Genomic DNA, 24,139 nt, shown 5'->3' with positions numbered 1-24,139 from the left:
AATGCAATATATCCAGCAACCCCAGGCGATTGAAGCCAAAAGTTTCGACATTATTGGCGAGATCATCCGTGAAACCCGTCCGGACTATCAGTTTGCCAGTCCGTTACATGAAGCCATTATCAAGCGGGTCATTCACACGACGGCAGATTTCGACTGGCTGGACATTCTGTGGTTTTCCAGTGATGTGCTGGAGCAGTTTTGTGCGGCGCTTAGCCGTTCGAGCGTGATTTATACCGACACCACGATGGCGCTTTCCGGGATCAATAAAACGCTGCTGGCAAAATTCGGCGGTGAATGCCGCTGTTACATCAGTGACCCGCGGGTTGTGCGTACGGCAAAAGAGCAGGGTATTACCCGGTCCATGGCTGCTGTCGACATTGCGGTGAAGGAAGAGGGGGAAAAGCTGTTTGTCTTTGGCAACGCGCCGACAGCGCTGTTTCGCCTGCTTGAGCATGATGTCGCTGTCAGCGGTGTGGTTGGCGTACCGGTCGGGTTCGTTGGTGCAGAAGAGTCGAAAGATGCCTTGACCCAAAGCAAGTTGCCCGCCATTGCCGCGTTAGGCCGTAAAGGGGGGAGTAATGTCGCTGCCGCTATCGTGAACGCCATGCTTTATCACATGCAGGGGGCGCGATGAGCGAGGCCTTCGATACGCCGGTGTGGCACAACGGTAAAGCGCTGCGTAAAGGATATACCACGGGATCGTGCGCCACGGCGGCGGCAAAAGTGGCAGCGTTGATGGTATTACGCCAACACCTCATCCATCAGGTTTCCATCGTCACGCCTTCCGGGGTGACGTTGTGCCTGAATGTTGAGTCGCCACATATCGAAGGGCAGCAGGCGATAGCCGCCATCCGCAAAGACGGTGGTGATGATGTGGACGCCACACATGGGATGCTGATTTTTGCGCGCGTGACGTTAGACGATAGTGGCGTGATTGCCTTACAGGGCGGTGAAGGGGTCGGTACGGTAACCCGTAAAGGGATTGGCCTACCGGTCGGCAGCTCGGCGATTAACCGTACACCTCGCCAGACCATTGAATCTGCCGTCCGCGAAGCGATTGGCCCAAATCGTGGGGCGCAGATTGAAATCTTCGCGCCAGAAGGAGAAGAACGGGCGCAAAAAACCTACAACTCCCGCCTTGGCATTCTGGGCGGTATTTCGATTATCGGCACCACGGGTATTGTCACGCCGATGTCGGAAGAGAGCTGGAAACGTTCGCTGTCGCTGGAGCTGGAAATTAAGCGGGCGGCTGGGCTGGAGCGTGTCGTACTGGTGCCGGGAAACCACGGCGAGCGTTTTGTGCGCGAGCAGATGGGTATCGACACCCAGGTTGTAGTCACCATGAGCAACTTTGTCGGCTACATGATTGAAGAAGCCGTACGTCTTGGATTCCGGCAAATTGTGCTGGTGGGACATCCCGGTAAGCTCGTCAAAATCGCGGCGGGGATCTTCCATACCCATAGCCATATTGCTGATGCCCGCATGGAAACGCTGGTGGCCCACCTCGCATTACTTGGCGCACCGCTGGAACTGCTGACGCTGGTCAGCGAGTGCGATACCACCGAAGCGGCGATGGAGCATATCGACGCATACGGTTTCCAGCACATTTATGACCATCTGGCTCAGCGCATTTGTATGCGTGTTCTGCAAACATTGCGCTTTACCAAAAATCCACCGACCTGCGATGCCATCATGTTTTCCTTTGATAATCAGGTTCTTGGCAGTAATCGTCCGGTCGCAGAAATTGCTGAGGAGATGCAATGTTAACCGTTGTAGGGATGGGCCCCGCCGGTTTGCATTTGATGACGCCTGCGGCACGTGAAGCGGTCGCGGCGGCGGATGTTCTGGTCGGTGGAAAGCGGCATTTGCAGCAATTCCTGGATTTTGCCGGTGAACAGTTTGCTCTTGGCGCCAATATCCCGGAACTCCTGAGCTGGATTAGCGCGCACCAGGAGAAGCATGTTGTGGTACTGGCATCTGGCGATCCGCTGTTTTACGGCATCGGGACGCGCATGGTGGCGCATTTTGGTATTGAGAATGTGCGGATTATTCCCGGCATTAGTGCGGTGCAGTACCTGTGTGCGCAGTCCGGTATTGATATGAACGATATGTGGCTGACCAGTAGCCATGGCCGCAGCGTCTGTTTTGATGAGCTGGCGCGACATAACAAGGTAGCGATGGTGACTGATGCGCTGTGTGGCCCGCGTGAAATCGCGCAGCAGCTCATTGCCCGAGGCAAGGGGCATCGCTGGATGGTGATTGGCGAAAACCTGGCGATGGAAAACGAAAAGATCCATTTCCTGCCTGTGCGTGAAGTTAACGCCGACTATGACATGAATGCAGTGGTGATCCTCGATGAAAGATGAGCTGTTTCTGCGTGGAGAGAAAGTGCCGATGACCAAAGAAGCGGTACGCGCACTTGCCCTCTCAAAACTTGAATTACACCGCGCCAGTCACCTGATTGATATAGGCGCCGGAACCGGCAGCGTGTCGATAGAGGCGGCGTTGCAATATCCCGGATTACGTGTCACGGCCATCGAACGTAACCCGGCGGCGCTCAGGTTGTTGGATGAAAACCGCCAGCATTTTGCCTGCGCAAATATCGATATTTTTCCCGGCGTTGCTCCCATGACCATCGCGGAAAAAGCCGATGCCATTTTTATGGGCGGCAGCGGTGGTCATCTGACCGACCTGATTGACTGGTCGATGCGCCAATTGCATCCCGCAGGGCGTTTGGTGATGACATTTATCCTCCAGGAAAACCTCAACACCGCGCTAACACATCTGGACCATCTTGGCGTACAGGGAGTGGATTGCCTGCAGCTACAGGTTTCCTCGCTTACCGCGCTTGGCAGTGGTCACTATTTTAAACCGAATAACCCCGTATTTGTTATCGCCTGTCAGAAGGAAGGAAACCATGTCTGAGATTTTTGATCCCCGTAGCGTGTGGTTTGTTGGCGCAGGTCCTGGCGATCGCGAGCTGATTACCCTCAAAGGTTACCGGTTGCTGCAGCAGGCGCAGGTTGTTATCTACGCCGGATCGCTGATTAACACCGAACTGCTGGAGTATTGCCCTGCTGGTGCTGAATGTCACGACAGTGCCGAACTGCATCTGGAGCAGATCCTTGATCTGATGGAAGCCGGAGTGAAAGCGGGTAAGACCGTCGTGCGTCTGCAAACCGGCGATGTCTCGTTGTATGGTTCCGTGCGCGAGCAGGGCGAGGAGCTGACCAAACGCGGGATTGACTGGCAGGTGGTGCCCGGCGTCAGCGCGTTCCTCGGCGCGGCGGCGGAGCTGGGCGTTGAGTATACCGTGCCCGAAGTGTCACAGAGCCTGATCATTACGCGCCTGGAAGGCCGCACCCCGGTACCAGAGCGTGAACAGCTGGAGTCTTTTGCCAGCCACCAGACATCAATGGCGATATATCTTTCCGTCCAGCGTATTCATCGGGTGGCTGAGCGTCTGATTGAAGGTGGCTATCCGGCGACCACGCCCGTAGCGGTGATCTATAAAGCGACCTGGCCGGAAAGCCAGACCGTACGCGGGACCCTGGCGGATATTGGCGACAAGGTTCGCGATGCTGGCATCCGTAAAACGGCTCTTATTCTGGTCGGTAATTTCCTGGGCTCGGAGTATCACTACTCCAAACTCTATGCGGCGGACTTTAGCCATGAATACCGTAAAGCCTGAGTCAATTGCGCTTTTTTGCCTGACTCCTGGCGGCGTTGTGCTGGCGAAACGTCTGGCAGCTATGCTGCCGGTTACCTGTTTTACCAGTGAAAAGCTGCTGGAGGAGGGGTTTATTCCCTTCGAAAACGGCTTTGCGAATACCGCTCGCGAAGCGTTTACGAATTATTCGGCGCTGATTTTTATCGGGGCGACCGGCATTGCGGTGCGCGTACTGGCCCCGCTGGTCAACGACAAGTTTTGCGATCCGGCGGTGGTGGTCATTGATGAACGTGCCCAGCATGTCATCAGCCTGCTCTCCGGTCATGCGGGCGGTGCTAATGCGTTGGCTCGTTACCTGGCGGGCATGTTGGGTGCCGACCCGGTTATCACCACCGCGACGGATGTGAACGATATGGCGGCACTGGATACGCTGGCATTTCAACTGAATGCCCGAATGAGTGATTTCCGTTCGGCGGTGAAGATCGTCAATCAGATGTTGGTCAGCAATAAGCGGGTTGGGCTGTGGTGGGATGACGAACTGACGCAGGATGTCAGCCATTGCGACCGGCGCGGATTTATTACGGTCACCGATCTCAACCAGCTCCCTGAACTGGATGCTTTGGTGTGCATCACCTTACGCACCAATTTACCTGAGCTGCCTGTTCCGCACTGGAAGCTGGTGCCGCAGCGGGTTGTGGCCGGAATTGGTTGTCGCCGTGATACGCCGTTCCCGCTGCTGGCTGCGCTGCTTGCCCGCCAACTCGAAGCCCAACAGCTCGATCCGCTGGCGCTAAAAGCGATTGGCAGCATCACGCTGAAAAAAGATGAACAGGGACTTATCCAACTGGCTTCATGCTGCCGCGTTCCTTTCGAAACCTTTACTGCTGACGCGCTGCGTGAGCATGAGCACCGTTTTCCGGCCTCATCGTTTGTCCGCAAAACGGTGGGTACAGGAAGCGTTTCTGGTCCTGCAGCCTGGCTGTTGAGCCACGGACAACTGTTAGGCGAGACCCTGCGAGAACAGGGCGTCACTATCACTTTGGGAGTTTCACACTGATGTTAAGCGTAATTGGAATTGGCCCTGGCTCGCAGGCAATGATGACCATGGAAGCCGTTGAAGCACTGCAGGCAGCGGAAATCATCGTTGGCTATAAAACCTACACCCATCTGGTAAAAGCGTTCACAGGCGACAAGCAGGTGATCAAAACCGGGATGTGCAAAGAGATTGAACGCTGCCAGGCGGCGATCGAACTGGCGCAGGCGGGGCACAACGTGGCGCTGATCAGCAGCGGTGACGCGGGGATTTACGGTATGGCCGGGCTGGTGCTCGAGCTGGTCAGTAAGCAAAAGCTGGACGTTGAGGTCAGGCTAATCCCAGGGATGACCGCCAGCATTGCCGCCGCCTCTTTGCTGGGGGCACCGTTGATGCACGATTTCTGCCACATCAGCTTAAGCGATCTGTTAACGCCGTGGCCGGTTATCGAAAAACGCATCGTTGCCGCTGGTGAAGCCGATTTTGTTATCTGTTTCTACAACCCGCGCAGTCGGGGTCGCGAAGGACATCTGGCGCGCGCATTTGAGCTGTTATCTGCCAGCAAGAGCGCACAAACGCCGGTTGGTATTGTGAAGTCAGCCGGACGTAAAAAGCAGGAAAAATGGCTGACCACGCTGGGTGAAATGGACTTTGAGCCGGTTGATATGACCAGTCTTGTGATCGTGGGCAATAAAACAACCTATGTTCAGGACGGCCTGATGATCACGCCACGAGGTTATGTGCTGTGAATTATGGTGATGTGCTGGTCATGGGCGGCACCAGCGACGCGCGCATGCTGTGCCAGCAACTGGATGCGGCAAACGTGGCCTACACCCTGTCAGTTGCAACCCCAACAGGGAAACAGCTGGCGGGAGACATCAAAGGCCAGGTGCGTTGCGGGCGTCTGGAACGCGAGCAAATGATTGCCTGGCTGCAGGAAAATCAGACGCGCTGGGTGATCGATGCCTCGCATCCGTACGCCGAAGTGGTGAGTCGCAACATCATGAATGCCTGCGAAGCGGCGGGCGTACTGCTGAGCCGCTACCAGCGCCCTGAGCAGTTGAGCGGATTAACTCACCCGCAGCTGTATACCGTACAAAGTATTCCGCAAGCCTGTGAGGTGGCGCGACGCTTCGGCGATCGCGTGCTGTTGACGACTGGCAGTAAAGATCTGGCCATCTGGCGCGAAGGGTTGCCTGAAAAAACGCTGCTGGCGCGCGTTCTGCCTGTACTTGAGGTCATTCAGCAATGTGCGGATCTGGGATTTGGCGTCGGTGAAATCTTCGCACTGTGTGGGCCGTTTAGCGCCGAGTTCAACGCCGCGTTTTATCGCCAGTGTCAGGCTGATGTGGTGATCACTAAGGCTTCAGGCGCTGAAGGTGGTTATCAGGAAAAAGTTCAACCCTGTCTGGATGCCGGTATCCCCTGCATCGTGATTACACGTCCGGCACCGTTGGTGACGGGAGACGAGTTACTGGAAAGTCAGGCCGCCTTTGCGGCGCGTTTAACGCGCTGGCTGGCCGCGGCTTAAGGAGTTAGAGATGAAAAAGGCGCTTCTGGTGGTCAGCTTTGGCACCAGCTATCACGACACCTGTGAAAAAAATATTGTGGCCTGTGAGCGTGATCTCGCAGCCAGTTGCCCTGATCGCGACCTGTTCCGGGCGTTTACCTCCGGGATGATTATCCGCAAGCTCAAGCAGCGTGACGGCATTGAAATCGACACACCGCTGCAGGCGCTGCAAAAACTGGCGGAGCAGGGGTATCAGGATGTGGCTATTCAGTCGCTGCACATTATCAATGGTGACGAATACGAAAAAATTGTCCGCGAAGTGCAAAGTATGCGCCCGCTGTTTTCACGCCTGACGCTGGGTGTACCACTGCTGAGCAGCCATCAAGATTACGCCCAGCTGATGCTGGCGCTGCAACAGCAAATGCCGACGCTTAGAGAAAATGAAAAAGTGGTATTTATGGGACACGGCGCCAGCCATCATGCCTTTGCCGCCTATGCCTGTCTCGACCATATGATGACGGCGCAGCGCTTTCCGGCGCGGGTTGGGGCGGTGGAAAGCTATCCGGAAGTGGATGTGCTGATTGAAAGTTTATCTCAGGAAGGGGTGACGGCGGTGCATCTGATGCCGTTGATGTTAGTTGCTGGTGACCATGCCATTAATGATATGGCCTCTGACGAAGATGATTCGTGGAAAACATTGTTCAATGCGGCCGGGATAACGGCTACGCCGTGGCTCAGCGGACTGGGTGAGAATCCGGCGGTTCGCGCCATGTTCGTGGCACATTTACAGCAGGCGCTTAATGTGGTGCTGGAGGAAGCAGCATGAGCGGGAAACTGTACGCATTAAGCACCGGACCTGGCGCTTCCGATCTGATCACCGTACGTGCTGCACGTACGCTTGGCATGCTGGATATTCTCTATGCGCCTGCCGGGCGTAAAGGCGGCGATAGCCTGGCGCTGTCGATTGTACGGGAGTATATCGGCGAGCAGACCGAGGTCCGCTGCTGCCATTTTCCCATGAGTGCCGACAGCGTGGAAAAAGAGGCCGTCTGGGATGAGGTTGCAACCGCGCTGGTTCAGGAAGTCGAAGCTGGAAAAAAAGTAGGTTTTATTACGCTCGGCGACGCCATGCTGTTCAGTACCTGGGTCTTTTTACTGCAGCGCATTGGTTCGCCTGACTGGTTAGAAATCGTCCCGGGCGTGACTTCTTTCGCTGCGATTGCCGCGCGTTCGAAAACCCCGCTCGCTATGGAGCAACAATCGCTGGCAGTGGTCTCTTGTACCGCGCCGGAAGCTGAAATTCAGCAGGCGTTAAAGCAGCATGACAGTCTGGTGTTGATGAAAGTGTACGGTCGTTTTGCGCGTATCAAAGCGCTGCTGCAACAAGAAGGTTTGTTGGGCTGCGCATTAATGATGTCTGAAGCCACGCTGCCAGGTGAACAGTGCTGGCGTCATCTCGATGAGGTGAGCGACGATCAGCCGCTGCCTTATTTCTCGACTATTCTGGTCAACAAACAGTGGGAGTATGCACAATGAAGCTTGAACAACAGCTAAAACAGCTGTCTTTCAGCGGGTTGGCTGCGGCGCTATTACTGATGATTGTTCCTGAGCAAGCGTTCGCCATGCACATTATGGAAGGTTTCTTGCCGCCGATGTGGGCGCTGGCATGGTGGCTGTTGTTTTTACCCTGCCTGTGGTACGGGCTGGTGCGCCTGCGCCAAATCGTGCAGGAAGATAACCACCAGAAAGTTTTACTGGCACTGTGCGGCGCCTTTATTTTTGTGCTGTCGGCGCTGAAAATTCCTTCCGTTACCGGAAGTTGTTCACACCCTACCGGCGTAGGCCTGGCAGTTATCCTGTTTGGACCTGGTGTAGTGGCCATCCTCGGGGCGATCGTTCTGCTGTTCCAGGCACTGCTGCTGGCACACGGTGGTTTAACGACGCTCGGCGCGAACGGCATGTCGATGGCGGTAATTGGCCCGGTAGTGGGTTACATGGTGTGGAAAATGGCCTGCCGTGCAGGGCTGCGTCGTGATGTTTGCGTCTTCTTGTGCGCGATGCTGGCGGATCTCGTCACCTATTTCGTGACGTCGGTACAGCTGGGCGTGGCGTTCCCGGATCCCTCTGCTGGCGCTACCGGTTCAATCATTAAGTTCATGGGGATTTTCTGTCTGACGCAGATCCCAATCGCGATTGCGGAAGGGTTACTCACCGTGCTGATTTACGATCAGCTAACCAAACGCCAGTTAATAACCGCACAAGGACATTAACGATGAAAAAGACGCTGATTATATTGGGCATGGTAGTGGCGCTGGTGATCCTGCCGTTCTTTATCAACCACGGTGGAGAGTACGGCGGTTCAGACGGTGAGGCTGAGAGTCAGATTCAGGCTATTGCCCCGCATTATGAACCCTGGTTCCAGCCGCTGTATGAACCGGCAAGCGGTGAAATTGAAAGTCTGCTGTTTACACTTCAGGGCTCGCTGGGTGCAGCCGTGATTTTCTATATCCTGGGTTATACCAAGGGCAGGCAACGCCGTGATGACCGGGCTTGACAGGCTTAGCTATCAAAGCCGTTGGGTTCATGTCTCGCCAGTGCGGAAATTTCTGCTCTGGCTGGTGATGATGATTCTGGCGTTTACTCTGCCCCCGTTGGGGCAGGGTATTGAGCTGTTATTGATTGCCGCGCTGAGCTGCTGGCTGCTGCGTATTTCATTCTGGCGCTGGTGCCGTTGGATGGCATTACCGTTTGGTTTTCTGGCGGTTGGCGTAGTGACCATCCTGTTTAGCATCAGCCGCGATCCACAGACGCTGTTGGCCAGCATACCTGTGGGAAGTTACTGGTTGGGAATCAGCGCACCAGGTCTGGTGACAGCGAATGAAACGTTCTGGCGCAGCCTTGCAGCGCTGGCGGCAACCTTCTGGCTGGTACTGAATCTGCCGTTTCCGCAATTAATTATCCTACTCAAACGCGCGCACGTTCCTCGCCTGTTAACTGAGCAGATCCTGCTGACTTGGCGGTTTATTTTTATTCTCTTAGACGAGGCGCTGGCTATTCACCGCGCACAAACGCTGCGTTTTGGTTATCGTAGCTTGCCGTTGGGCTACCGCTCTCTGGCAATGCTGGTGGGATTGCTGTTCACCCGCGTGTTGATCCGCTACCAGCAAATGACCACCACACTGGATATCAAACTTTATCAGGGTGATTTTCACCTGTAAGGAAAAGTATGCTTGCCACCTCAGCGCTTTGGTTTCGCTATCAGGATGACCCGATCCTCAAAGGGCTAACGCTGGATTTTTCTACGCATGCCGTCACCGGGTTGGTAGGCGCTAATGGTTGCGGGAAATCCACGCTGTTTATGAACCTGAGTGGCTTATTGCGCCCACAGCAAGGCGCGGTGATGTGGCAGGGCAAACCGCTGGATTACAGCAAACGCGGCCTGCTGGCGCTGCGTCAACAGGTGGCAACGGTATTTCAGGACCCCGATCAGCAAATCTTTTATACCGATATCGACAGCGATATCGCCTTTAGCCTGCGCAATCTCGGGGTGGATGAGGCTGAAATCGCCCGACGCGTGGAAGATGCGCTTACGCTGGTCGACGCCCAGCATTTTCGCCATCAGCCCATTCAGTGTTTAAGCCATGGGCAAAAAAAACGCGTAGCGATAGCCGGGGCGTTGGTGTTGCAGGCGCAGTATCTGCTGCTGGATGAACCTACTGCGGGTCTCGACCCGTCAGGCCGCACGCAGATGATTGAGATTATCAAACGCATCGTAGCGCAAGGAAACCATGTCGTAATTTCAAGCCATGATATCGATCTTATCTATGAAGTCAGCGATGCGGTGTACGTTTTACGCCGGGGCGAAGTACTCACGCACGGCACGCCAGGCGACGTTTTCGCCCGTACGGATCTTATTGAACAAGCGGGATTAACTCAGCCCTGGCTGGTGAAGCTGCATACCGAGTTGGGCTTCCCGCTGTGTAAAACAGAGGCTGAATTTTTTAGCTGTATGCGAGAGAACGCACTGAAGGAGGCGTCATGACGCAGGCAATAATGTTGCAGGGAACGGCATCTGATGTGGGTAAAAGCGTATTGGTCGCCGGGCTGTGTCGTATTTTTTATCAGGATGGACTGCATACCGCACCGTTCAAATCGCAGAACATGGCGCTGAACTCTGGCATTACGCCAGAGGGAAAAGAAATGGGCCGCGCGCAAATTTTTCAGGCTGAAGCCGCAGGTATTACGCCAGATGTGCGTATGAACCCGGTTCTGCTTAAACCGACCAGCGATCGCAAAGCGCAGGTAGTGCTGATGGGCAAAGTAGCGACTGATATGGACGCGGTGAGTTACCACGAGTACAAACCACGTCTGCGGGAACAGATCCTGTCAGTTTATAACAGCCTGGCGCAGGAGTTCGATGTGCTGGTGCTGGAAGGTGCGGGGAGCCCGGCAGAGATTAACCTGCGCGATCGCGATATCGTCAATATGGGCATGGCAGAAATGGCGCAGTGCCCTGTCGTTTTGGTGGCGGATATCGATCGTGGTGGGGTGTTCGCCTCCATTTACGGCACGCTGGCGCTGTTGCACGATCACGAACGCGCACGCGTAAAAGGGGTGATCATCAATAAGTTTCGCGGTGATGTGACGCTGCTGCACTCCGGTATCGAGCAAATTGAAGCGCTGACCGGTGTTCCGGTGCTGGGCGTGATGCCATGGCTGGATGTTGATCTGGAAGATGAAGATGGCGTTGCGCTGCAAAAGGGCAAGTATTTGCGCACTGATAAACGCGACATCGACATCGCCGTTGTGCAAATACCGCACATTTCTAACTTTACGGATTTCAATGCGCTTGCTGCGCAGCCGGATGTGCGTGTGCGCTATGTTCGCCAGCCTGAAGAGCTGGCGGGGGCCGATCTGGTGATTTTGCCCGGCAGCAAAAATACCCTTGGCGATCTGGTGTGGCTGCGTGAAAGCGGGATGGCGCATGGTGTCGTGCAATTGCATCGTAATAACGTACCGGTGGTGGGGATTTGCGGCGGTTATCAAATGCTCGGCGATACCATCATTGATGAAGTGGAGTCAGGACTCGGTACGCTGCCGGGGCTGGGCTTGCTCAATACTGTCACCCATTTTGCTCAGCACAAAACCACGACCCTGGTTGAGGGGCAAATGTCCTCATCGCTGCCTGACTGGCTGGCGGGCACGGCGGGGTTATCCGTTCGCGGTTATGAAATTCATATGGGTGAAACAGCATTAACCGATGAATGTCAGTCGGTGATGACGTTGCACAAAGACGGCGGCAACGTTGTTGACGGCGCGGTCACTGCTGATGGTCTGGCGTTCGGCACCTATCTTCACGGTCTTTTCGACAGCGATGATTTCACCCGTGCGTTGGTCAATGGCCTGCGAGAACGTAAAGGGTTAGCTCCGCTGGATTCCACCTTCCATTACGCGCAATATAAATCGCAGCAGTTTGATCTGCTGGCGGATGCGATGCGGCAACACATCGATATTGAGAAAATTTATACCATCATGCAGCAACACCGGGAGCCAGTATGATGATTCTGGTTACTGGCGGCGCGCGAAGCGGTAAGAGTCGGCATGCGGAAGCGCTGATCGCTGATTCCCCAAACGTTTTGTATATTGCGACTTCGCAGATTTTTGATGAGGAGATGGCTGCGCGAATTCAGCATCATCGCGATGGACGTCCTGCGCACTGGCGTACAGCCGAACGTTGGCAACATCTTGATGAACTGATTACGGCCGCGAACGATCCTCAGGAAGCCATTCTGCTTGAATGCATCACTACGATGGTGACCAACCTGCTGTTTGCGCTGGGCGGTGACAGCGATCCGGACAGCTGGGATTACGCGGCGATGGAGCAATCTATCGAAGGTGAAATCCGTTCACTGATTGCAGCCTGTCAGCGCTGCCCGGCAAAGATCGTGTTGGTCACTAACGAAGTGGGAATGGGGATTGTGCCGGAGAACCGTCTGGCGCGGCATTTTCGTGATATTGCAGGACGCGTGAACCAGCGACTGGCGGCGGCGGCTGATGAGGTCTGGCTGGTGGTATCAGGAATTGGAGTCAAAATTAAATGAGTAAGTTGTTCTGGGCAATGCTCTCTTTTATCAGTCGCTTGCCCGTTCCTGCTCGCTGGTCGCAAGGACTGGATTTCGAGCATTATTCCCGCGGTATTGTGATGTTCCCCCTGATTGGCGTCGTGTTGGGAGGGTTGACGGGGCTGGTCTTCATGGCGCTCCAGACTTGGTGCGGTATACCGTTGGCCGCTCTTTTTGCGGTGCTGACGCTGGCGTTATTGACCGGGGGATTTCATCTGGATGGTCTGGCGGATACCTGTGACGGCATTTTTTCGGCGCGCCGACGCGAGCGGATGCTGGAAATCATGCGCGACAGTCGTCTGGGAACCCACGGTGGACTGGCGTTAATTTTCGTTTTACTGGCGAAGGTGCTGGTGGTGAGCGAACTGGCTTTGCGTGGCACGCCGATGCTGGCTGCGCTGGCGGCGGCATGTGTCGCCGGGCGAGGAACGGCGGTGTTGCTGATGTATCGGCATCGCTATGCCCGCGAAGAAGGACTGGGCAACGTTTTTATTGGTAAAGTCACCGGGCGTCAAACCTGCGTTACGTTGGGATTGGCGGCGATCCTTGCCGCCGTGCTGCTTCCCGGCATGCGCGGCGTGGCAGCGCTGGTTGTCACAATGGTGGCGATTTTTATTCTTGGGCAGTTATTAAAACGCACGTTGGGTGGGCAAACCGGCGATACGCTGGGCGCTGCCATTGAACTTGGCGAGTTGATTTTCTTGCTGGCTCTGCTCTGAGTCAGCCCACATACTGGAACCCTTATGCAGACTTTAACCTCTTTACTCCGCGCGATCCCATTACCTGACAGTGCCGCGATGCTGCGCGCGCAGCAGCATATCGACGGCTTGCTTAAGCCGCCGGGAAGCTTGGGGCGACTCGAATCTCTCGCCGTGCAATTGGCCGGGATGCCTGGCTTGAAGGGTGTGCCGCATGTGAATGGCAAAGCGATGCTGGTGATGTGCGCCGATCACGGCGTGTGGGATGAAGGGGTTGCCGTTTCACCTAAAGTTGTCACGGCTATACAGGCTGCCAATATGACGCGTGGAACGACCGGCGTCTGCGTCCTCGCCGCTCAGGCGGGGGCGAAGGTCCATGTGATAGATGTGGGGATTGATGCTGAACCTATTCCCGGCGTGGTGAATATGCGTGTGGCACGCGGTTGCGGCAATATAGCCGAAGGCCCGGCAATGAGCCGTTCACAGGCCGAGGAGCTGTTGCTGGAAGTCATTCGCTATACCCATGAACTGGCCAAAGACGGTGTGACGCTGTTTGGTGTCGGTGAGCTTGGTATGGCAAATACTACACCTGCGGCGGCCATTGTTAGCGTGCTTACCGGCAGTGATGCTAAGGAAGTCGTGGGTATTGGCGCTAACCTTCCTCTTTCTCGGGTGGGGAATAAGGTAGACGTTGTGCGTCGGGCAATTGCCGTCAATCAGCCGGATCGCCATGACGGTGTCGATGTGCTGGCTAAAGTTGGTGGGTTCGATCTTGTCGGCATGGCAGGGGTTATGTTGGGGGCGGCCTCCTGCGGCCTGCCGGTCGTGCTGGATGGTTTTCTTTCTTATTCCGCTGCGCTGGCGGCCTGCCAGATTGCACCACAAATTAAACCCTACCTAATCCCGTCACATTTCTCCGCTGAGAAGGGCGCCCGTACCGCGTTGGCGCATCTTGAATTGGATCCGTATCTGAATATGGGGATGCGTTTGGGCGAAGGCAGTGGGGCCGCGTTGGCGATGCCAATTATTGAGGCTGCTTGTGCGATGTACAACAATATGGGGCAGTTAGCCGCCAGTAACATCGTGCTTCCGGATGGTAAGGAAGCGTAGTTACCGCTCAACCTGAACCTCGCCTGTTGGCGAGGTTTTTTTATGCGCAAATATGTCGTAACCCACTAAAACAGATAATAAAAGCTATAATTAACGGATATCTGCTGCGACGAAGGAAAGGAAAAAGATGCGTCGTGTAAAACTGCTTTGTTCACTCATTATGCTGCTTGCGAGTCAGGGCGCGCAGGCGGTGAGTTATCCACTGCCGCCAGAGGGCAGTCGCCTGGTGGGTAGCCCTTTGACTATTACGGTTCCACCAGGTAATACCAAGCCGCTGGAGGCATTTGCCGCTCAGTACGGGCAGGGGTTGAGCAATATGCTTGAAGCCAATCCGGGCGTCGATGTTTTTCTGCCTAAATCGGGTTCAACGCTGGTTGTGCCGCAGCAACTGATATTACCGGATACCGTACGCGAGGGGATTGTCATCAACGTCGCCGAGATGCGGCTTTACTATTATCCTGCTGGCAGCAATACGGTTGAGGTTTTACCCATTGGCATTGGTCAGGCGGGGAGAGAAACGCCGCGCAACTGGGTGACGGCGGTAGAGCGTAAGCAGGAAGCACCAAGCTGGACACCGACGCCAAATACCCGACGCGAATACGCCGCTCGCGGGGAAAGCTTGCCAGCATTTGTTCCTGCCGGGCCAGAAAATCCGATGGGCCTGTATGCAATTTATATCGGCAGGCTTTATGCCATTCACGGGACAAATGCCAATTTCGGTATTGGTCTGCGGGTAAGCCAGGGGTGTATCCGTTTGCGGAATGACGACATCAAGTACCTGTTTGATACGGTGCCTGTAGGGACCCGTGTACAATTAATTGACCGACCGGTGAAATACAGCGAAGAGCCGGACGGTAGTCGTTGGGTGGAAGTGCATGAGCCGCTGTCGCGAAACCGTTCGGAATACGAGTCTGACAGAAAGGTACCTTTGCCAGTCACTCCCGCTCTGCGTACCTTTATCAGCGGGAATGACGTGGATGTGAGCCGTGGGAACCAGGCGCTGGAAAGACGTTCCGGTATGCCGGTGAACATCAGCCTGGTACAGAAACATTATTAATTTTCAGGGCGACCCTGGTGACCTTCAGGTCGGATGGGGCGCTTTTTTTATTTGATACTGCCCCATTTTTACCACGCCAATATGGTCTGCCATTAGTTGAGCTTCGTGTTCGCTGTGGGTAACCAACAGCGCCGTTTGCCCGGCGGCGCGCAAAATATCCCGTACCTCGTTGCCAAGACGTTCGCGTGTGCGCTTATCAAGGCTGGAGAAGGGTTCATCGAGCAACAGGATTTCCGGATGTGGCGCCAACGCGCGCGCAAGGGCGATACGCTGTTGTTGCCCGCCTGAAAGCTCATGCGGATAGCGGTTGGCATGGCTGTGTAACTCCACCATTTTCAGCAGCTCAGTCACTCTGGCCTGTTGTTCCTCACGCGGCATGCGACGCAATCCAAAGGCCACATTTTGCTGCGCGGTCAGATGGGGGAATAACGCATATTCCTGGAAGACCATGCCGACATGACGTTTTTCCGGTGGCAGATGAATGCCGGGACCGGCAACACGGCGCTGTGACACATAGATCTCTCCGTTTTGCAGGCGTTCAAATCCGGCAACTGCGCGTAGCACCGTGGTTTTCCCGCAGCCTGAAGCGCCCAGCAGACAGGCGATTTCACCTTTATGTACCGACATTGAAAATCCGCTCAGTACCGATTGCTGGCTGTTGCCATAAGTAACGTGTACATCCTGGAGTCGTAATGCAATTTCTGACATTGTTGCTCTCTTAACCACGGCGAGTCATTTGATGATGCACCAACAAAATAACCGGTAGCGTGCCAGCTAACACAATCATTAGCGCAGCGATAGCACCTTCTTCATAGGTTCCACGGGCGGCTTCCGCATACAACAATGTTGCCAGCGTTTCGAAATTGACCGGGCGCAAAAGCAACGTTGTTGGCAGTTCTTTCATGGCATCGGCAAAAACCAGCAGGGCACTGCTGACTAACGCTGGGCGCAGCAGGGGAAAATGGACCCGTGCAAACGTCCCCGCGCCATTCTCACCCAACAGACGAGACGCCTGTTCCAGCGAGGGGGGGATACGGCCCAGACCAGAATCCAGTGCACCAATGGCAATCGCCTGGAATCGCATGGCACAACAAATTACCAGCAGGATCCCGGCGGACATCAGCGGCAGACCACGAACATCCAGTAAATCGGCCAGCCAGCGGTCGACCGCCATGGCGGGTGTCAAAAAACCAATTGCCAGAATTGTGCCGGGGACCGCATAGCCTAAAGAAGCCAGACGCATCACGCCGCGACGAAATCCTGGCATGGCGTTGTCGGCGGCACTATGACGCGCGCTCCAGGCCACTAACATACTGACGCAAACCACCACCAGCGTGGTTCCCGCCGCCAGCGATAGCGTATTTTGTAATGCTGACAGTAACGAAGAGGAAAGCGGATTCTCATCACCTATGCGTTTGGCGCTTTCCCACATTAAAAACAGAACCGGAGCCAGAAAACCCAGCAGGACAGGCAGTGAAATAACGCCACCGAGCAGCCAGCCACGCCAGCCCTGCACGCGCGTAGGTTGAATTTCCCGTAGGCTGCGACTGCTGAATCCTTGTTTTCTGCGACCATAAAATTCCAGCGTCAGAATAAGGAATATGAACATCAGCATCATGCAGGCAATTTGTGCCGCGGCAGATAAATCAGAACGCGAGATCCATGTGGTGTACACGGTAACGGTTAACGTCTGTACCCCGAGAAACTCCGATGCGCCGATATCGTTGAGCGTTTCCAGTAGTGCCAGGCTGATCCCAACGGCCAGTGCCGGACGGGCCATGGGCAAAGCAACACGAAAGAAGGTTCCGGTCGCGCTGCATCCCAGCGTGCGTGCGGCTTCCAGTAAATGGGCCGGTTGGCTAATAAACATGGCGCGGGTTGTCAGATACACGTATGGGTAAAGCACCAATCCGAGTAGGATGATTGCGCCGGAAAGTGAGCGCAAATCTGGCAGACGGAACTGTCTTGGGCTGTCAAAACCCAGTAAAAAACGGATAAAGGTTTGCAGGGGGCCAATCGGATGCAGCAGATCGAGCCACGCAAAGGCCACAATGTAGGTCGGCATCGCCAGCGGCAACAGTAACGCCCAGCTAAGTATTTTACGTCCAGGGAAATCCCATGCCGTTACCGCCCATGCGCTGCCTACGCCAATCACGCCGACCATCACCGCGACGCCGGCTAATAACAGCACGGTATTTTTTAGTGCGGCAGGTAGTACATACGTCAGGAGATTATCCCAGTGAGATAAATCGGCCTGGGTAGCCTGCCAAATCAGCGCAATGATCGGTGTCAGAACGCCAAGCGCTACGCACAGTGCGCCAAGATGTAGCGGCGTCAATAATGACTGCGGCCCGGAAACCAGGCCGCGTAACGTCGGAAACTGCAGAGGTTTATTGATCGAATCCAACTTTATCTACCAGCAGACTAGCTTGTTTACGATATTTAACGATTTCGGTTAATGGTGTTTTATCGACGTCGATTTCGCCAATAGTTGCGTTGATAACCGGGTCAAGCGTCACGCCTTTCAGTACCGGGTATTCGAAGTTCGCTTTCGCATATTGCTGCTGGGCAGGTGCGGAAACCAGATATTCCATCAGCTTAACGGCATCGGCTTTATTTGGCGCATAGCGGGCTACAGCTGCACCACTGATGTTGACGTGTGTACCGCCATTTTCAAAGGTAGGTTTAACGACTTTAATCGCATCGCCCCATTGACGCGCATCGCTGCCTTCTTTGGCATTTTTCATATGGCCGACATAATAGGAGTTGGCGAGACCAATATCGCAAATACCGCCGAGGATATCGCGAGCAACATCGCGATCGCCACCGGTAGCTTTACGCGCCAGGTTAGCTTTCACACCGCGCAGCCATTCTTCGGTCTTTGCTTCGCCGTGATGAGCAATCATTGCGGCGATCAGCGCCGTGTTATACGGGTGCTGTCCGGAACGAATACAGACTTTACCTTTGTACTCAGGGCTGGCGAGTTGTTCGTAATGCCAGTTATCGATTGGCAGTGACTTCTCGGCATACAGCACGCGGGCACGCATCGACAGCGCAAACCACTGATTATCTGCACCGCGCAGATTAGCTGGAATAGCGGTTTTCAGTGCTTCTGACTCTACTGGCTGAGTTACACCCGCTTCCACTAAATCAATGAGATTACCGGCATCGACGGTCATCAGCAGGTCGGCAGGTGAATTTTTACCTTCAGCTTTAACGCGCTCAAGCATACCGTCCTTGATATAGACCGTACTGACTTTGATGCCGCTGGTTTTGGTCCAGCTATCAAGTAAAGGCTGGATCAGACCCGGTTCGCGGGTTGTATAGAGCGTTAACGTTTCCTGAGCGAAAGCCGGTAGGCTAACTGAGAAGACCAGGGAAGAGGCAAGTGTGATACGGCGCAGTCCGGCGCGAGGCAGAGAATTCATCGTTTATATCCCAGAGTAATTGGAACGTACAGTGAACCGAGCGAGGGCTCGTTCCTTTGGCTCGCGTACAATAAATGATAATCACTAGCACTTACAATAATTGCAAAGTTTAAACGATTTACATTTACATAACTTTAATCAACGTTGTGATGCGGCATGTAACGGGGTGCAGAGCAGGCAGGGTGCTTATCAGAGGGGATTTTATAGCGACCGAAAAAGCAAAAAACCTGCTTAGTTTCCTAAGCAGGCTTCTTAAATATGGCTCCTCTGACTGGACTCGAACCAGTGACATACGGATTAACAGTCCGCCGTTCTACCGACTGAACTACAGAGGAATCGTTTGAACGAGGCGAATATTAGCGATGCCGCTCAGCGTTGTCAAAGCCTGAATGGATAAATGCGATCGTTTGCTGAAATATTCCTCATTTCGCCGATTATTCAGACGCAACCGGTTGTTTTATGCACTTTTCGCGTTCGGGGCGTGGGTATTTCCACAACCAGCGGCCTGTGACCATACGCCAATAAAATAACGCGGCGCGCACGGCCCAGTCGAAGAACATACCTAACCAAACGCCGACAACTCCCCATCCTAATACGATACCCAGAGTGTAGCCCGCGACTACGCGGCAGCCCCACATGCCCAGCATCGATACCCACATAGCAAAACGTGCATCTCGCGCACCTTTAAAGCCCGCTGGTAACACCCAGGAGGCTGCCCATATCGGCATAAATGCTGCGTTGAGCCAAATCAGGATGACTATGACCTCTTTTACATCCTGATCGTGGGTATAAAATGAGGCCATCACCCCGGCGAAAGGTGCGGTTAGCCAGGCAATTGCCGTTAGCCCAATCGTCGACAGCCAGAACACATGCCGTAGCTGGATTTCAGCCTGGGCAATCTGGCCATTTCCCAGACGCCTGCCGGTAATGATTGTCGACGCGGAACCTAAAGCATTCCCCGGTAAATTGATAAGTGCGGCGATAGAAAATGCAATAAAGTTCCCGGCGATAACGCTGGTTCCCATGCCTGAAACAAACATCTGCGTCAAAAGTTTACCGCCATTGAACAGCACTGACTCGATACTTGCCGGAATGCCGATCCCCATCACCTCCCATATAATGGCGAGATTGAGTGGCTTAAAATAGCTTTTGAAGGGAATTCGCAGCGCGGGGTTAAAACCAATCATCAGTACCCAGATGATGGCAATCGCCCCGATGTAGCGCGAAATGGTCAGTCCCAGGCCTGCTCCCACAAATCCCAGACCTTGCCAGGAAAAGATTCCGTAAATCAGGATGCTACTGATGATGATATTCAGGATGTTCATACCGCCGTTAATCAACAACGGTATTTTAGTATTTCCGGCCCCACGTAGTGCGCCACTGCCGATCAGCGCAATGGCTGCCGCCGGGTAGCTGAGCACCGTCAGCTCCAGATAGGTAAGTGCCAAAGCTTTAACGTCTGGCGTTGCTTCACCTGCGACAACGTCAATAATCTGTTGACCAAAATAGTGAATGACCGCTGCCAGCACGGTAGCAAAAATTGTCATGATCACCAGCGATTGTCTGGCTGCGGCTCTGGCCCGTCGACGATCTCGTTTCCCGAGGCTAAATGCTACAACTACGGTGGTACCCAGATCGATGGCGGCGAAAAATGCCATGATGACCATATTAAAACTGTCAGCGAGTCCGACACCGGCCATTGCTTCTTTTCCCAACCAGCTTACCAGGAAAGTACTGAGAACACCCATCAATAGCACACAGGTGTTTTCCAGGAAAATGGGGACAGCCAGCGGAGTGATTTCGCGCCAAAAGAGAACCTTATAACTCTTGCGTTTGGCATACCAGGGCGTGCGGGAAGCGACCTGGCGTAAGGCAGCGGAGACGTTCAAAGTGGACCTTAACGAAGAAAGTTGAAACCTCATTTCAAATGATGAGGGAGAATCAAAAAAGCTGCAAAGTTTTTTCTATTTAAAATGTCTGTAAATGCAACAAACTGTCGAGAGAAGCATCAATTGATTCGCATTCGAAGAAATGAGGTTTGACAAAAATTTTTTCGCCGCTAAGATAAGCCTCCACAACGATTCCTCTGTAGTTCAGTCGGTAGAACGGCGGACTGTTAATCCGTATGTCACTGGTTCGAGTCCAGTCAGAGGAGCCATATTTAAGAAGCCTGCTCAGGAAACTAAGCAGGCTTTTTGCTTTTTGTTTCAAGTCTGGTCGCGCGAAGCGACACCGGGTTCTTAAGCCGGGAAATCCCCATGCTGACGCGCAACCAACGTCAGAATGGAATACAGCGCCACCGCCTGCTGGTGCTGATTGAAAATCTCCACCGCCCATTCCACCACGCCAGTCGCTTTTTCTTCGGCATTGCGCTGAAGTTTCACCGTTTTGCGTTTGCAGGTTAAACGCACCTGGATAGTGTCGCCCGGCTTAACCGGCTCGATAAAGCGCAGATTTTCCATACCGTAGTTGGCGATAACCGGGCCAACGCCCGCGTCTACAAATAGACCGGCAGCGGCGGAAATCAGGAAATAGCCGTGCACCACGCGTTCGCCGAAAATAGACTCGGCAGCGGCGATTTTGTCCATATGGGCGTAGAAGTGGTCACCGCTGAGGCAGGCAAAGTTAACGATATCCGCTTCGGTCAGTGTACGACGTGGCGTCAGCAGGCTGTCGCCCGGCTGGATCTCTTCGAAGTATTTACGGAACGGATGAATACGATCTTCCGTGACCTGCGCGCCACGCACCCACTGTTGGCTTACCGCAGCGAGCATGGTTGGACTGCCCTGAATGGCGGTGCGTTGCATGTAGTGCTTCACCGCGCGCAGGCCGCCCAGCTCTTCGCCGCCTCCCGCACGTCCCGGGCCGCCGTGGACCAGCTGTGGCAGTGGAGAGCCGTGGCCGGTCGATTCCGCCGAGGATTCTTCGTTCAGCACGTGAATACGCCCGTGGGCGCGGGCTGCACCGAGGATAAACTCTCGCGCCAGTTCGCCGCTCGCCGTCACCAGCGTTCCTGCCAGACTGCCTTCACCAGCGCGTGCCAGTGTCAGGGCGTGTTCGCGGTTCTGATACGGCATCAGCGTGGCGACCGGACCAAAGGCTTCAATTGCATGTACCGCGGCAATTTCATCCGGCTGCCGACAAAACAGCAGCGTTGGCGGGAAGAAAGCTCCAGCGGTGCTCAGATCTGCTTTTCCGCCCAGCAGCACCTCACACCCGGCTTCAACCAGACGATTCACATTATCCTGCACGTCCTGACGCTGATCGTTATTCACCAGCGACCCCATCTTCACGCCTTCCTGCGCCGGATCGCCCACTACCACCTTTTGCAGGCGGGCAATCAGCGCTTCACTGACGGCTTTCACCTGCGCCTGCGGCACGATAATGCGGCGAATGGCGGTACATTTCTGCCCGGCTTTGGTGGTCATTTCGCGCACCACTTCGCGAATAAACAGCGCAAACTCCGGCTGCTCCGGGGTGATATCGTCGCCCAGTACGCAGCAGTTCAGCGAGTCCGCTTCCATGGTGAAGGGCACAGATTTCGCCACCAGATTCGGATGCACGCGCAATTGCTGCCCGGTATGCGCAGAGCCGGTAAAGGTCACTACGTCCTGACTATCCAGATTATCCAGCAGATCGCCCGCGCCGCCGCAGATCAGGCTTATTGCGCCGTCCGGCACCAGCCCGCTGTCGACAATGGCTTTGACCATCGCCTGCGTCAGCTGCGCGGTGGCGGTCGCCGGTTTAACGATCGCGGGCATGCCGGCAAGCCAGGTCGGCGCCAGCTTTTCTAACATACCCCAGCAGGGGAAGTTAAAGGCGTTGATATGTACCGCAACGCCGGATTTGGAGGTCAGCATGTGGCGTGCGGCAAAACCGCCCTGTTTGGACAACGGAATCAGCTCATCTTCCGGCCACAGCACATCATCCGGCAGCTCACGCCCGCCGAGGCTGGCATAGGTGAAAAGCGTGCCGATGCCGCCTTCGATATCGACCCAGCTGTCACCGCGTGTTGCTCCGGTTTGCGCGGATATGGCATAGAAATCGGCTTTCAGTTCCATTAAATGCTTCGCCACCGCTTTTAGCATCGCGCTGCGCTGAATAAAGCTCATTGCCTGTAACGCTTTGCCGCCGTGCTCGATGGCGAAGCGGCGCGCCTGCGCCATATCCAGTCCTTCGCTCGTCACTTCCCAAAGCGGCTCGCCGGTAATGGCGTGATGGATGGTGCGGGTGCGGCCCCGGCCGGTCTGCCAGGCGCCGGATAAATAGCTGGCTAACTGCTGCATCGTAAATCTCCAGATATGTTACGTAAGCATGCCTTTAATAGTTATTTTATGAATCATGAAAAGCAAGCTGATTTTAATAATTTATTAACAATGCGATCGCGAACACTTTATCTAAATTGATTATGATTCTGTTTTTACTCAATAAATTAAAAGGCTTTGCGTAGCGTGTCACAAAATCCACAAACAAAATTTGTGGTTTTATTTAACCTGAATGTAACTTTCATAAAACAAAAATGATTCACAAAAATTGATTTGTTGAATTTATAAGAATCATAAGGTGATGACGTGACAACAGAAGAACAACGCTTTGACCAGCGCATCGCGCAGGATACAGCCATCGAACCGCAGGACTGGATGCCGGATGCCTACCGTAAAACGCTAATCCGCCAGATTGGCCAGCACGCGCACTCGGAAATCGTCGGCATGCTGCCGGAAGGTAACTGGATCACTCGCGCGCCGACCCTGCGCCGCAAAGCGATTCTGCTGGCGAAAGTGCAGGACGAAGCCGGACATGGTCTGTACCTCTACAGCGCCGCCGAAACCCTCGGCTGCGCCCGTGAAGACCTGTATCAGAAAATGCTCGACGGCAAGATGAAGTACTCATCCATTTTTAACTACCCAACCCTGACCTGGGCGGATATCGGCGTGATCGGCTGGCTGGTGGACGGCGCGGCGATCGTCAATCAGGTGGCGCTGTGCCGCACGTCCTACGGGCCGTACGCCCGGGCGATGGTCAAAATCTGCAAAGAAGAGAGCTTCCACCAGCGTCAGGGCTTTGAAGCCTGTATGGCGCTGGCGGCGGGCAGCGAAGAACAGCGCCAGATGCTCCAGGATGCGATCAATCGTTTCTGGTGGCCCGCGCTGATGATGTTCGGGCCGAGCGACGACAACTCACCCAATAGCGCCCGCAGCATGGCGTGGAAAATCAAACTGCATTCCAACGACGAACTGCGTCAGCGCTTTGTCGATAACACCGTCCCGCAGGTAGAGATTCTCGGTATGACCGTACCGGATGCCGATCTGCGCTACGACGAAGAAACCGGTCACTACCGTTTCGGCGAGATTGACTGGCAGGAATTGAATGAGGTCATCAGCGGCCGTGGTATTTGCAACCACGAACGTCTGGGCGCCAAGCGCAAGGCCTGGGAAGAGGGGGCATGGGTGCGCGAAGCTGCGCTGGCGCATGCCCAAAAACAACAGGCCCGTGATGCGGCGTAAGGAGAGA

At 54.7% G+C, this 24,139-nt stretch carries 25 protein-coding genes and 2 tRNA genes; 21 read left to right on the top strand and 6 right to left on the bottom strand.

The genetic code is table 11. The annotated features are described in order from the left end of the window. The first annotated feature begins 1 nt into the window (after nucleotide 1). The 19 genes from OGV74_RS13480 (at nucleotide 2) to ldtA (ending at nucleotide 15,200) form a co-directional block, all read left to right on the top strand. On the top strand, nucleotides 2–634 hold the full coding sequence (locus tag OGV74_RS13480; protein WP_003030267.1) for a cobalt-precorrin-8 methylmutase: 633 nt from the start codon (nucleotides 2–4) through the stop codon (nucleotides 632–634). Continuing rightward, nucleotides 631–1,767, top strand: a complete 1,137-nt coding sequence (cbiD, locus tag OGV74_RS13475) for a cobalt-precorrin-5B (C(1))-methyltransferase CbiD (protein ID WP_003030269.1) — start codon at nucleotides 631–633, stop codon at nucleotides 1,765–1,767. The genes OGV74_RS13480 and cbiD overlap by 4 nt, the downstream gene beginning before the upstream one ends. Further along, the gene (locus OGV74_RS13470) at nucleotides 1,761–2,366 is read left to right on the top strand and encodes a cobalt-precorrin-7 (C(5))-methyltransferase (protein WP_086504288.1); all 606 of its coding nucleotides are present in this window, start codon (nucleotides 1,761–1,763) and stop codon (nucleotides 2,364–2,366) included. Before cbiD ends, OGV74_RS13470 begins: the two co-directional genes overlap by 7 nt. After that, complete coding sequence (locus OGV74_RS13465) at nucleotides 2,356–2,925, top strand: decarboxylating cobalt-precorrin-6B (C(15))-methyltransferase (protein WP_003030273.1); 570 nt, start codon at nucleotides 2,356–2,358, stop codon at nucleotides 2,923–2,925. The genes OGV74_RS13470 and OGV74_RS13465 overlap by 11 nt, the downstream gene beginning before the upstream one ends. Then, nucleotides 2,918–3,691 (top strand): cobalt-precorrin-4 methyltransferase, encoded by a 774-nt coding sequence (locus OGV74_RS13460; RefSeq protein ID WP_003030275.1) that lies wholly within the window; start codon nucleotides 2,918–2,920, stop codon nucleotides 3,689–3,691. Before OGV74_RS13465 ends, OGV74_RS13460 begins: the two co-directional genes overlap by 8 nt. Then, entirely contained in the window at nucleotides 3,672–4,727 is a 1,056-nt protein-coding gene (gene cbiG / locus OGV74_RS13455; RefSeq protein WP_003030276.1) for a cobalt-precorrin 5A hydrolase, read from the top strand. The genes OGV74_RS13460 and cbiG overlap by 20 nt, the downstream gene beginning before the upstream one ends. Further along, on the top strand, nucleotides 4,727–5,452 hold the full coding sequence (locus tag OGV74_RS13450; RefSeq protein WP_003030278.1) for a precorrin-3B C(17)-methyltransferase: 726 nt from the start codon (nucleotides 4,727–4,729) through the stop codon (nucleotides 5,450–5,452). Before cbiG ends, OGV74_RS13450 begins: the two co-directional genes overlap by 1 nt. Beyond that, nucleotides 5,449–6,234, top strand: a complete 786-nt coding sequence (locus OGV74_RS13445) for a cobalt-precorrin-6A reductase (RefSeq protein WP_086504287.1) — start codon at nucleotides 5,449–5,451, stop codon at nucleotides 6,232–6,234. The genes OGV74_RS13450 and OGV74_RS13445 overlap by 4 nt, the downstream gene beginning before the upstream one ends. A 10-nt stretch (nucleotides 6,235–6,244) precedes the next feature. Beyond that, entirely contained in the window at nucleotides 6,245–7,039 is a 795-nt protein-coding gene (cbiK, locus tag OGV74_RS13440) for a sirohydrochlorin cobaltochelatase (protein WP_086504286.1), read from the top strand. Beyond that, nucleotides 7,036–7,749: a cobalt-factor II C(20)-methyltransferase gene (locus tag OGV74_RS13435; protein ID WP_086504285.1), complete on the top strand. Its 714-nt coding sequence runs from the start codon at nucleotides 7,036–7,038 to the stop codon at nucleotides 7,747–7,749. Before cbiK ends, OGV74_RS13435 begins: the two co-directional genes overlap by 4 nt. After that, on the top strand, nucleotides 7,746–8,483 hold the full coding sequence (gene cbiM / locus OGV74_RS13430; RefSeq protein ID WP_003834098.1) for a cobalt ECF transporter S component CbiM: 738 nt from the start codon (nucleotides 7,746–7,748) through the stop codon (nucleotides 8,481–8,483). Before OGV74_RS13435 ends, cbiM begins: the two co-directional genes overlap by 4 nt. Before the next feature lie 2 nt (nucleotides 8,484–8,485). Continuing rightward, the gene (locus OGV74_RS13425; protein ID WP_003030289.1) at nucleotides 8,486–8,767 is read left to right on the top strand and encodes an energy-coupling factor ABC transporter substrate-binding protein; all 282 of its coding nucleotides are present in this window, start codon (nucleotides 8,486–8,488) and stop codon (nucleotides 8,765–8,767) included. Next, nucleotides 8,754–9,431 carry an energy-coupling factor ABC transporter transmembrane protein gene (locus OGV74_RS13420; RefSeq protein ID WP_003030290.1) on the top strand — a complete coding sequence of 226 codons (678 nt, stop codon included), beginning with the start codon at nucleotides 8,754–8,756 and terminating at the stop codon, nucleotides 9,429–9,431. Before OGV74_RS13425 ends, OGV74_RS13420 begins: the two co-directional genes overlap by 14 nt. A gap of 8 nt (nucleotides 9,432–9,439) precedes the next feature. Further along, complete coding sequence (locus tag OGV74_RS13415) at nucleotides 9,440–10,255, top strand: energy-coupling factor ABC transporter ATP-binding protein (RefSeq protein ID WP_003839037.1); 816 nt, start codon at nucleotides 9,440–9,442, stop codon at nucleotides 10,253–10,255. Beyond that, nucleotides 10,252–11,772 carry a cobyric acid synthase gene (locus OGV74_RS13410; protein WP_003844229.1) on the top strand — a complete coding sequence of 507 codons (1,521 nt, stop codon included), beginning with the start codon at nucleotides 10,252–10,254 and terminating at the stop codon, nucleotides 11,770–11,772. The genes OGV74_RS13415 and OGV74_RS13410 overlap by 4 nt, the downstream gene beginning before the upstream one ends. Then, nucleotides 11,769–12,314, top strand: coding sequence for a bifunctional adenosylcobinamide kinase/adenosylcobinamide-phosphate guanylyltransferase (cobU, locus tag OGV74_RS13405; protein ID WP_003030294.1), 546 nt, complete (start codon nucleotides 11,769–11,771; stop codon nucleotides 12,312–12,314). Before OGV74_RS13410 ends, cobU begins: the two co-directional genes overlap by 4 nt. Then, the gene (cobS, locus tag OGV74_RS13400) at nucleotides 12,311–13,054 is read left to right on the top strand and encodes an adenosylcobinamide-GDP ribazoletransferase (protein WP_003844226.1); all 744 of its coding nucleotides are present in this window, start codon (nucleotides 12,311–12,313) and stop codon (nucleotides 13,052–13,054) included. Before cobU ends, cobS begins: the two co-directional genes overlap by 4 nt. Nucleotides 13,055–13,078: 24 nt before the next feature. Continuing rightward, nucleotides 13,079–14,143: a nicotinate-nucleotide--dimethylbenzimidazole phosphoribosyltransferase gene (gene cobT, locus OGV74_RS13395; RefSeq protein WP_061548021.1), complete on the top strand. Its 1,065-nt coding sequence runs from the start codon at nucleotides 13,079–13,081 to the stop codon at nucleotides 14,141–14,143. Between the two features lie 127 nt (nucleotides 14,144–14,270). After that, complete coding sequence (gene ldtA / locus OGV74_RS13390; RefSeq protein WP_003839047.1) at nucleotides 14,271–15,200, top strand: L,D-transpeptidase; 930 nt, start codon at nucleotides 14,271–14,273, stop codon at nucleotides 15,198–15,200. 24 nt (nucleotides 15,201–15,224) lie between these two features. Here ldtA and OGV74_RS13385 read toward each other — a convergent pair whose 3' ends face one another. From OGV74_RS13385 to OGV74_RS13365, 5 genes are all read right to left on the bottom strand, one after another. After that, on the bottom strand, nucleotides 15,225–15,908 hold the full coding sequence (locus OGV74_RS13385) for an ABC transporter ATP-binding protein (protein ID WP_086504283.1): 684 nt from the start codon (nucleotides 15,906–15,908) through the stop codon (nucleotides 15,225–15,227). A 10-nt stretch (nucleotides 15,909–15,918) separates the two neighbouring features. Next, complete coding sequence (locus OGV74_RS13380; protein WP_071697581.1) at nucleotides 15,919–17,607, bottom strand: ABC transporter permease; 1,689 nt, start codon at nucleotides 17,605–17,607, stop codon at nucleotides 15,919–15,921. Further along, nucleotides 17,591–18,628, bottom strand: a complete 1,038-nt coding sequence (locus OGV74_RS13375) for an extracellular solute-binding protein (protein ID WP_003030303.1) — start codon at nucleotides 18,626–18,628, stop codon at nucleotides 17,591–17,593. The genes OGV74_RS13380 and OGV74_RS13375 overlap by 17 nt, the downstream gene beginning before the upstream one ends. Nucleotides 18,629–18,887: 259 nt before the next feature. Further along, nucleotides 18,888–18,963, bottom strand: a tRNA-Asn gene (locus OGV74_RS13370). Between the two features lie 99 nt (nucleotides 18,964–19,062). Continuing rightward, nucleotides 19,063–20,550 (bottom strand): EmmdR/YeeO family multidrug/toxin efflux MATE transporter, encoded by a 1,488-nt coding sequence (locus OGV74_RS13365; RefSeq protein WP_003846749.1) that lies wholly within the window; start codon nucleotides 20,548–20,550, stop codon nucleotides 19,063–19,065. A 160-nt stretch (nucleotides 20,551–20,710) separates the two neighbouring features. Here OGV74_RS13365 and OGV74_RS13360 point away from each other — a divergent pair. Then, nucleotides 20,711–20,786 (top strand) — tRNA-Asn (locus tag OGV74_RS13360). A gap of 82 nt (nucleotides 20,787–20,868) precedes the next feature. Here OGV74_RS13360 and paaZ read toward each other — a convergent pair. Continuing rightward, nucleotides 20,869–22,914, bottom strand: a complete 2,046-nt coding sequence (gene paaZ / locus OGV74_RS13355; protein ID WP_086504282.1) for a phenylacetic acid degradation bifunctional protein PaaZ — start codon at nucleotides 22,912–22,914, stop codon at nucleotides 20,869–20,871. A gap of 285 nt (nucleotides 22,915–23,199) precedes the next feature. Between paaZ and paaA the strand changes: the two genes are divergently transcribed. Continuing rightward, entirely contained in the window at nucleotides 23,200–24,132 is a 933-nt protein-coding gene (paaA, locus tag OGV74_RS13350; protein WP_086504281.1) for a 1,2-phenylacetyl-CoA epoxidase subunit PaaA, read from the top strand. Nucleotides 24,133–24,139 lie beyond the last annotated feature (7 nt).

Source organism: Citrobacter sp. Cf116 (assembly GCF_030336505.1).
GTDB lineage: Bacteria > Pseudomonadota > Gammaproteobacteria > Enterobacterales > Enterobacteriaceae > Citrobacter > Citrobacter freundii.
This window is presented reverse-complemented; position numbering and strand designations above follow the sequence as displayed.

Coding starts and splice junctions, on each gene's coding strand:
- OGV74_RS13460 (WP_003030275.1), top strand. CDS start 2,918: ATGTCTGAGATTTTTGATCCCCGTAGCGTGTGGTTTGTTGGCGCAGGT.
- cobS (WP_003844226.1), top strand. CDS start 12,311: ATGAGTAAGTTGTTCTGGGCAATGCTCTCTTTTATCAGTCGCTTGCCC.
- cobU (WP_003030294.1), top strand. CDS start 11,769: ATGATGATTCTGGTTACTGGCGGCGCGCGAAGCGGTAAGAGTCGGCAT.
- paaZ (WP_086504282.1), bottom strand. CDS start 22,914: ATGCAGCAGTTAGCCAGCTATTTATCCGGCGCCTGGCAGACCGGCCGG.
- OGV74_RS13375 (WP_003030303.1), bottom strand. CDS start 18,628: ATGAATTCTCTGCCTCGCGCCGGACTGCGCCGTATCACACTTGCCTCT.
- OGV74_RS13470 (WP_086504288.1), top strand. CDS start 1,761: ATGTTAACCGTTGTAGGGATGGGCCCCGCCGGTTTGCATTTGATGACG.
- OGV74_RS13450 (WP_003030278.1), top strand. CDS start 4,727: ATGTTAAGCGTAATTGGAATTGGCCCTGGCTCGCAGGCAATGATGACC.
- cbiM (WP_003834098.1), top strand. CDS start 7,746: ATGAAGCTTGAACAACAGCTAAAACAGCTGTCTTTCAGCGGGTTGGCT.
- cbiD (WP_003030269.1), top strand. CDS start 631: ATGAGCGAGGCCTTCGATACGCCGGTGTGGCACAACGGTAAAGCGCTG.
- OGV74_RS13425 (WP_003030289.1), top strand. CDS start 8,486: ATGAAAAAGACGCTGATTATATTGGGCATGGTAGTGGCGCTGGTGATC.
- OGV74_RS13415 (WP_003839037.1), top strand. CDS start 9,440: ATGCTTGCCACCTCAGCGCTTTGGTTTCGCTATCAGGATGACCCGATC.
- OGV74_RS13435 (WP_086504285.1), top strand. CDS start 7,036: ATGAGCGGGAAACTGTACGCATTAAGCACCGGACCTGGCGCTTCCGAT.
- cbiG (WP_003030276.1), top strand. CDS start 3,672: ATGAATACCGTAAAGCCTGAGTCAATTGCGCTTTTTTGCCTGACTCCT.
- OGV74_RS13410 (WP_003844229.1), top strand. CDS start 10,252: ATGACGCAGGCAATAATGTTGCAGGGAACGGCATCTGATGTGGGTAAA.
- OGV74_RS13420 (WP_003030290.1), top strand. CDS start 8,754: ATGACCGGGCTTGACAGGCTTAGCTATCAAAGCCGTTGGGTTCATGTC.
- OGV74_RS13365 (WP_003846749.1), bottom strand. CDS start 20,550: ATGAGGTTTCAACTTTCTTCGTTAAGGTCCACTTTGAACGTCTCCGCT.
- ldtA (WP_003839047.1), top strand. CDS start 14,271: ATGCGTCGTGTAAAACTGCTTTGTTCACTCATTATGCTGCTTGCGAGT.
- cobT (WP_061548021.1), top strand. CDS start 13,079: ATGCAGACTTTAACCTCTTTACTCCGCGCGATCCCATTACCTGACAGT.
- OGV74_RS13480 (WP_003030267.1), top strand. CDS start 2: ATGCAATATATCCAGCAACCCCAGGCGATTGAAGCCAAAAGTTTCGAC.
- cbiK (WP_086504286.1), top strand. CDS start 6,245: ATGAAAAAGGCGCTTCTGGTGGTCAGCTTTGGCACCAGCTATCACGAC.
- OGV74_RS13385 (WP_086504283.1), bottom strand. CDS start 15,908: ATGTCAGAAATTGCATTACGACTCCAGGATGTACACGTTACTTATGGC.
- OGV74_RS13465 (WP_003030273.1), top strand. CDS start 2,356: ATGAAAGATGAGCTGTTTCTGCGTGGAGAGAAAGTGCCGATGACCAAA.